The organism is uncultured Caulobacter sp., assembly GCF_937900395.1.
In the GTDB taxonomy this organism is placed as follows: domain Bacteria; phylum Pseudomonadota; class Alphaproteobacteria; order Caulobacterales; family Caulobacteraceae; genus Caulobacter.
Genome location: NZ_CALCDX010000236.1, coordinates 1 through 4,944 on the forward strand (window position 1 = coordinate 1; position 4,944 = coordinate 4,944).

The 4,944-nt window shown below is 67.6% G+C and carries 7 protein-coding genes and 1 pseudogene; 5 read left to right on the top strand and 3 right to left on the bottom strand.

Features of this window, described 5'->3' with window-relative positions; all coding sequences use genetic code 11:
* On the top strand, positions 1-250 hold a 250-nt coding region (locus Q0379_RS21130), incomplete at its 5' end, for a phosphatase PAP2 family protein (protein ID WP_299016430.1).
* Here Q0379_RS21130 and Q0379_RS21135 read toward each other — a convergent pair.
* Positions 219-659: a hypothetical protein gene (locus Q0379_RS21135; RefSeq protein ID WP_299016431.1), complete on the bottom strand. Its 441-nt coding sequence runs from the start codon at positions 657-659 to the stop codon at positions 219-221. The two genes, Q0379_RS21130 and Q0379_RS21135, sit on opposite strands and share 32 nt — an antisense overlap.
* A 93-nt stretch (positions 660-752) precedes the next feature.
* Positions 753-1,601 (bottom strand): DUF3298 and DUF4163 domain-containing protein, encoded by an 849-nt coding sequence (locus tag Q0379_RS21140; RefSeq protein WP_299016432.1) that lies wholly within the window; start codon positions 1,599-1,601, stop codon positions 753-755.
* 277 nt (positions 1,602-1,878) lie between these two features.
* Between Q0379_RS21140 and Q0379_RS21145 the strand changes: the two genes are divergently transcribed.
* Positions 1,879-2,730: a hypothetical protein gene (locus Q0379_RS21145; RefSeq protein ID WP_299016433.1), complete on the top strand. Its 852-nt coding sequence runs from the start codon at positions 1,879-1,881 to the stop codon at positions 2,728-2,730.
* Between the two features lie 13 nt (positions 2,731-2,743).
* Here the strand turns inward: Q0379_RS21145 and Q0379_RS21150 are convergent, their stop codons facing one another.
* Positions 2,744-3,394 carry a J domain-containing protein gene (locus Q0379_RS21150; protein ID WP_299016434.1) on the bottom strand — a complete coding sequence of 217 codons (651 nt, stop codon included), beginning with the start codon at positions 3,392-3,394 and terminating at the stop codon, positions 2,744-2,746.
* A 56-nt stretch (positions 3,395-3,450) separates the two neighbouring features.
* On the opposite strand from Q0379_RS21150, the gene Q0379_RS21155 reads away from it, so the two are divergent.
* The 3 genes and pseudogenes from Q0379_RS21155 to Q0379_RS21165 form a co-directional block, all read left to right on the top strand.
* Entirely contained in the window at positions 3,451-3,726 is a 276-nt protein-coding gene (locus Q0379_RS21155; RefSeq protein ID WP_082769535.1) for a BolA family protein, read from the top strand.
* Positions 3,727-3,816: 90 nt separating this feature from the next.
* On the top strand, positions 3,817-4,245 hold the full coding sequence (gene cdd / locus Q0379_RS21160; RefSeq protein WP_299016441.1) for a cytidine deaminase: 429 nt from the start codon (positions 3,817-3,819) through the stop codon (positions 4,243-4,245).
* A gap of 367 nt (positions 4,246-4,612) precedes the next feature.
* A pseudogene (locus Q0379_RS21165) lies at positions 4,613-4,944 on the top strand (TonB-dependent receptor); the annotation flags it as partial.

The window sequence follows — 4,944 nt, forward strand, 5'->3', positions numbered from 1 at the left end:
GGTCTTCCTGACCCTGGGCGTTTTGACGGCGCGCTTTTCCGACCGGCGGCGGGTCAAGGTGTTGGCGATCAGCGCGGCGGTGCTGGCGAGCCTGCTGGTCGGCGCCAGCCGGGTCTATCTGGGCGTTCACTGGGCCAGCGACGTGCTGGCCGGCTGGTGCGTGGGCGCCGCGTGGGCGATGGTCTGCTGGCTAGTCGCCTACCTGGTCCGGTGGCGGATCAAGCCGTCTTCGGCTTCGGACGCCACCTGAGCTCCAGCGTCGTCCACACCGCGCCGGCGAAATCACCCAGGCCCACCGCCAGCCAGGCCTTGGGCAGCCAGTCGGCCAAGACGAAGGCGCCGATGACCACCAGCGACAGGACGCGCAGCACGACCGAGGCGCGCATATAGGTCCGCTGACCGGTCCAGCCGGCGACGTGGTAGCCCATGGCGTAGGCCAGCAGCAGCAGGCCGCAGAACCGCACCCACGGCAGGGCGGCGGGCTCCACCGGCGACTTCAGCAGATGCAGGACCGCGTGAGGGGCGACCGCGAAGGCCAGGCCCGCCGTCGACAGCAGCGCGCCCCAGGTCCAGATGCTCCACGGCTTGCCGAACGGCACCGGCGTCACCGGCGTCGGCGCTTCGACGGGCGCGCGCCACTCCGGATCGCTGTCGGTCATCAAAGAGGTCCCCGCTCGCCGCGTGTCGGCGCGCGACAATGGCCTATTCGCGCCCTGCGCCGCAAGGGAGCGAGGCGTGGCGATGTCTTGGCTTCACATCCGAAAGCTGAGCGAGCCGTCCGGATTGCCCGACGATTTAGGCGATCCGGCGAAGGCGTCGAGATAGGTCGGCGCCAGCAGGGGGCGGAACGCCGACAGCGGCAGGATCAGCTCATAGTCGCCCTCGGCATAGGGGCCGACCAGATAGGGATCGATCAGAACCATCAGGCCGCCGATCTTCCCCGCCTCGGTCGAGGGGGCCAGCGCGAGCGTGGTCTCGGTCCATTTCGGACAGCCGAAGACGTCGTCGGGCGGAGACGCGCCTTCGCGGTGGCGCTTGGCGGCGGCCACGGCCTCGCAGATGGCCTTGTCCAGTGCCTTCATGTCCGCATCGGCGCGGAACAGGTCGGCGGGCTTGACCTCCTTGTTGGCGGCGGCGTCCCACAGCAGCGCCGCGGCCCCGTGGTTCGGATGGGCGCCGCCGGTGTAGTCGAGCCACATCCCTCGCAGGCTGATCAGCCGGGGTGTGGCCGCCGCCACGTCCCATTGACGCTCGCTAGCGTACTGACGCCACGGATACTGTCCGTCGTCGGCTTTGCGGTCCGCGTCAGCCTTGGTCGCGAAGGCCCTGAGCTGGGCGGTTTCGCGATCATAGAGCAGGGCGCGCAAGGCTGGATAACGGCCGATCTCGGCCGACAGCGTCAGGCTGACCTCGGCCGCGGGATCGGCTTGCTTGAAGGTCAACGGACGGATTGCGTCGAGCGGCGTCTGCGTCTTGGGCGCCTGCGGAGGCTTCCCCGCCTGGGACGCTGGCGGCGACGTTCGCGCCTGCTGGCGCTCACACGCGCCCAGCGTCGCGAGCAGGGCCAGGGCGACGGCCGGAGCGGCGGCGGGGCTCTTCATCGGCTCAAACTCTCCAGAGGCGCCACTACGGTCCAGGCCGGCTAGACCCGTCCCGACTTCTGCAGCTGACTATAAACCTTGATCGCGCTGCAGCTTGTGTTCGGCGCTTCGACGGGCGCGCGCCACGTCGGATCGCCCGCCGCGTGTCGGCGCGCGACAATGGCCCATTCGGGCCTCGCGCCGCAAGTTTGCCTTGACCGTGTGAGGCGGCCGCAAAACAATCTTTCCGAGAATTCTTGGCCGCCGGGGAGAGGGAGCCATGGATCTAAGGGCGTTTTTGATCTCGCATGCTCAGGACGCCGTCCTGAGCGATCAGGTCGCGGCGGGTCTGGCGGCGGCGGTCTACAAGGATCCCGCCACGGGGCTCTCGCGGCTGGAGGCCCTGCCGGGTTGGGACATGCTGGCCCAGGCCAATATCGCGGGCGGCTACGACGCGGCGGCCCTGCACCATCCGCCCAGCCGGAGCCTGGTGGTCGTCAATCGAGGAACGGAGGGGTTCAAGTCCTTCCCGGATTGGTGGGCCAACGTCTCGGCGGCCCTGTTTCAGGATCCGGATCGCCAGATCGAGCCCGCCGTCGACTTCCTGCGCGAAGCGATAGACGCGTGTCGACAGAGGGGGCTGCCGGCCGATCAGCTCCTGATCACGGGCCATTCGCTGGGCGGCGGACTGGCCGAAATCCAAGGCATGCTCGCCCGCGCGGCGTCAGCGCATGCGCCGCCCGACATCCGCGTGGTCGGCGTGGCCTCCGCAGGCTTCGCCAACGCCGCCGCCGGTTTCGCCCATCGCAAGAACCTCAGCCTGGACCGCGCCGTCGAAGGGGCCATCAAGCACTATGTCCGCGAGCTGGACGCCGTGCCGCACCACCCCTTTCGGTCCCTCTTCGGCAAGGACGTGAAGATCGCCTCGGTTTGGCAGGCCAAGCGCGCCAAGCCTCCGAAGGGGGAGATCTGGGAATACACCACGGTCTACGACTTCCTGCGCAACCACGATCAGACGCTCTATTGCGAGCATCTGTCGCTCGGGACGGATCATCACCTCTGGTACAGCCAGAAGACGCGCATGGTGGAGCCGCGAACGGGGGAATACCCGACCTGGGATCACACCTTCATCATGCCGCCCGACTTCTAGCCGCGCTCCGGACTTAGACCAGCCCCGACTTCTGCAGCTGCTTATAGGCCTTGATCACGCGCTGCAGCTTGTGTTCGGCGCTGCGGTCGCCGCCGTTGGCGTCGGGGTGGCAGCGCTTGAGCAGCTCCTTGTACTTGGCCTTGATCGCCGGGCCGTCGGCGCCGGCCTCGAGGTCGAGGTCGGCCAGGGCCTGGCGCTCCAGCTTGCCCAAACCGCGCTCGGCGGCGGTGCGCTGCGATTCGGCGCGGCGCTGCTGGGCGCGGAAGATGCCGAACGGGTCGGCGAAGGCGCGGGCGTCGCGGGCGGCCTGGGCCGCGGCCTCGCGCGAGCGGGCGTCGGCCTTGAAGCTCCAGGTCGGCCGGCCGCCGGTCATGCGCTCGGTTTCCTGCTCGGCCCGGATCTGGGCCTCGGTCATGCCGGCGTAGAAGTTCCAGTTCTTGTTGTACTCGGCCGCATGGCGCTGACAGAACCAGTAGTGCTGGTCAGGCATGTCGCGCGACTTCGGCGCCTTGGCCGAACCCGGCAGGCGGCAGTCGGGATGGTCGCAGGGCTTCTCGCCCGGCTTCAGGCGCAGGACATCCTCGATGTGGTCGTCCTCGCCGTCCTTGGGCGGCCTGACCCGGATGTCATAAAATTTGGGGCGGTACTCGAACGGCCGGCTCATGGCGCTTAGAGTAAGCCCGCGCTATTTCCGTTCAAGGATTGACATGCGGGAGTCGCGTGATGGGCGCCGTTGCGGAAGCTATTCGAGGCAAGCTGGAGGCCGCTTTCTCGCCGTCGCGGCTGGAGCTGATCGACGACAGCGACCGCCACCACGGCCACGCCGGCCATAGCGGCGCGGGCGAAAGCCACTTCACCCTGCGCATCGAGGCCGAGGCCTTCGCCGGCAAGGCGCGGGTGATGCGCCAACGCATGGTGATGAAGGCGCTGGCCGACGAACTGGCGGGGCCTGTCCACGCGCTGTCGATCGTCGCCACCGCGCCGGGCGAGGCCTGAGCTGGCCCGCGATTTTCAGCTTGCGCGCCGCCGCCGCGACTGATTGCCTCTCTCCCCGGCGCGATCTTGGCCGGGGCAGGCAGGATGAGCATGAGCGCCGACGTAATCTCCTCTCCCGACACCCTCGAACAGACCGCCGCCGGGGCGCTGCCCGCGCTGCTGCAGCGGTCCTACGCCCGCTACTCCAACTTCACGGTGGCGGCGGCGGTGATCGACGACGAGGGGCGGGTCCACTACGGCGTCAATGTCGAGAACGCCGCCTATCCCTCCGGCACCTGCGCCGAGCAGACGGCGATCGGGGCGATGATCACGGCGGGCGGTTCGCGCCGCATCGAGAAGGTGCTGATCGCGGCGGGTTCCGACGCGGTGGTCCAGCCTTGCGGCGCCTGCCGTCAGCGCATCGCCGAGTTCGCCGCCAGAACCTGCGAGATCGTGTCCGTGCAGGGCGGCGCGCCCACCGTCCGGACGCCGTTCTGGGACCTGCTGCCGCAGGCCTTCGGGCCGGGCGACCTGGACTAAGCCGAAAGTAGACGCTTTTTCGCCATAGTTCTCGTGTCGCGGGTGCAAATGGCCCGGGCCGTGGCCGACTGGCCTTCGCTGATGTGTCAGAATGGCAAAAGTGCAGGAAATTCAGGTCTCTACAAACCTGGAACATCCTTGCCGATTTGCGCTGTCACGGGGGCGGACCTGGCGCGGAAACGGACGCTTGTCGGAAAAGTGTGCCGATTACGTTACAGTAAATTTATAATCGTGTCTGGTTTGTGGCAATCGGACTTGGAAGGCGCGTCTGGTCGGCTAGGTTGCAAAACGGCGAACGTTTCCTGTGGAGGGGCCTCGGGGAGAGGCGCGTTCGTGTTGCTTTCAAGCTGAGGCGGGAGAAATTTAGTTGACTGCGCGCAATAGAAAATCGCTGCTGGCCAGCACCATGATGGCCGGCTTGGCCCTGGCTGCTCCAGGCATTGTGTCCGCCCAGACCGCGCCCCAGGACAATAAGGTCGAAGAAGTCGTCGTCACCGGTTCGCTGATCCGACGCAACCCGCTCAACTCGCCGACGCCGCTGATCCAGATCGGCCAGGAAGAGATCCAGCAGTCGGGCGAGATCAACATCGTCGACTATCTGGCCGACATCCCGGCTCTGCAGAACAGCCAGGTCTATGAAGACACCACCGGCGGCTTCGTCGGCATCGGCGGTCTGGCTTTCCTGAACCTGCGCAACCT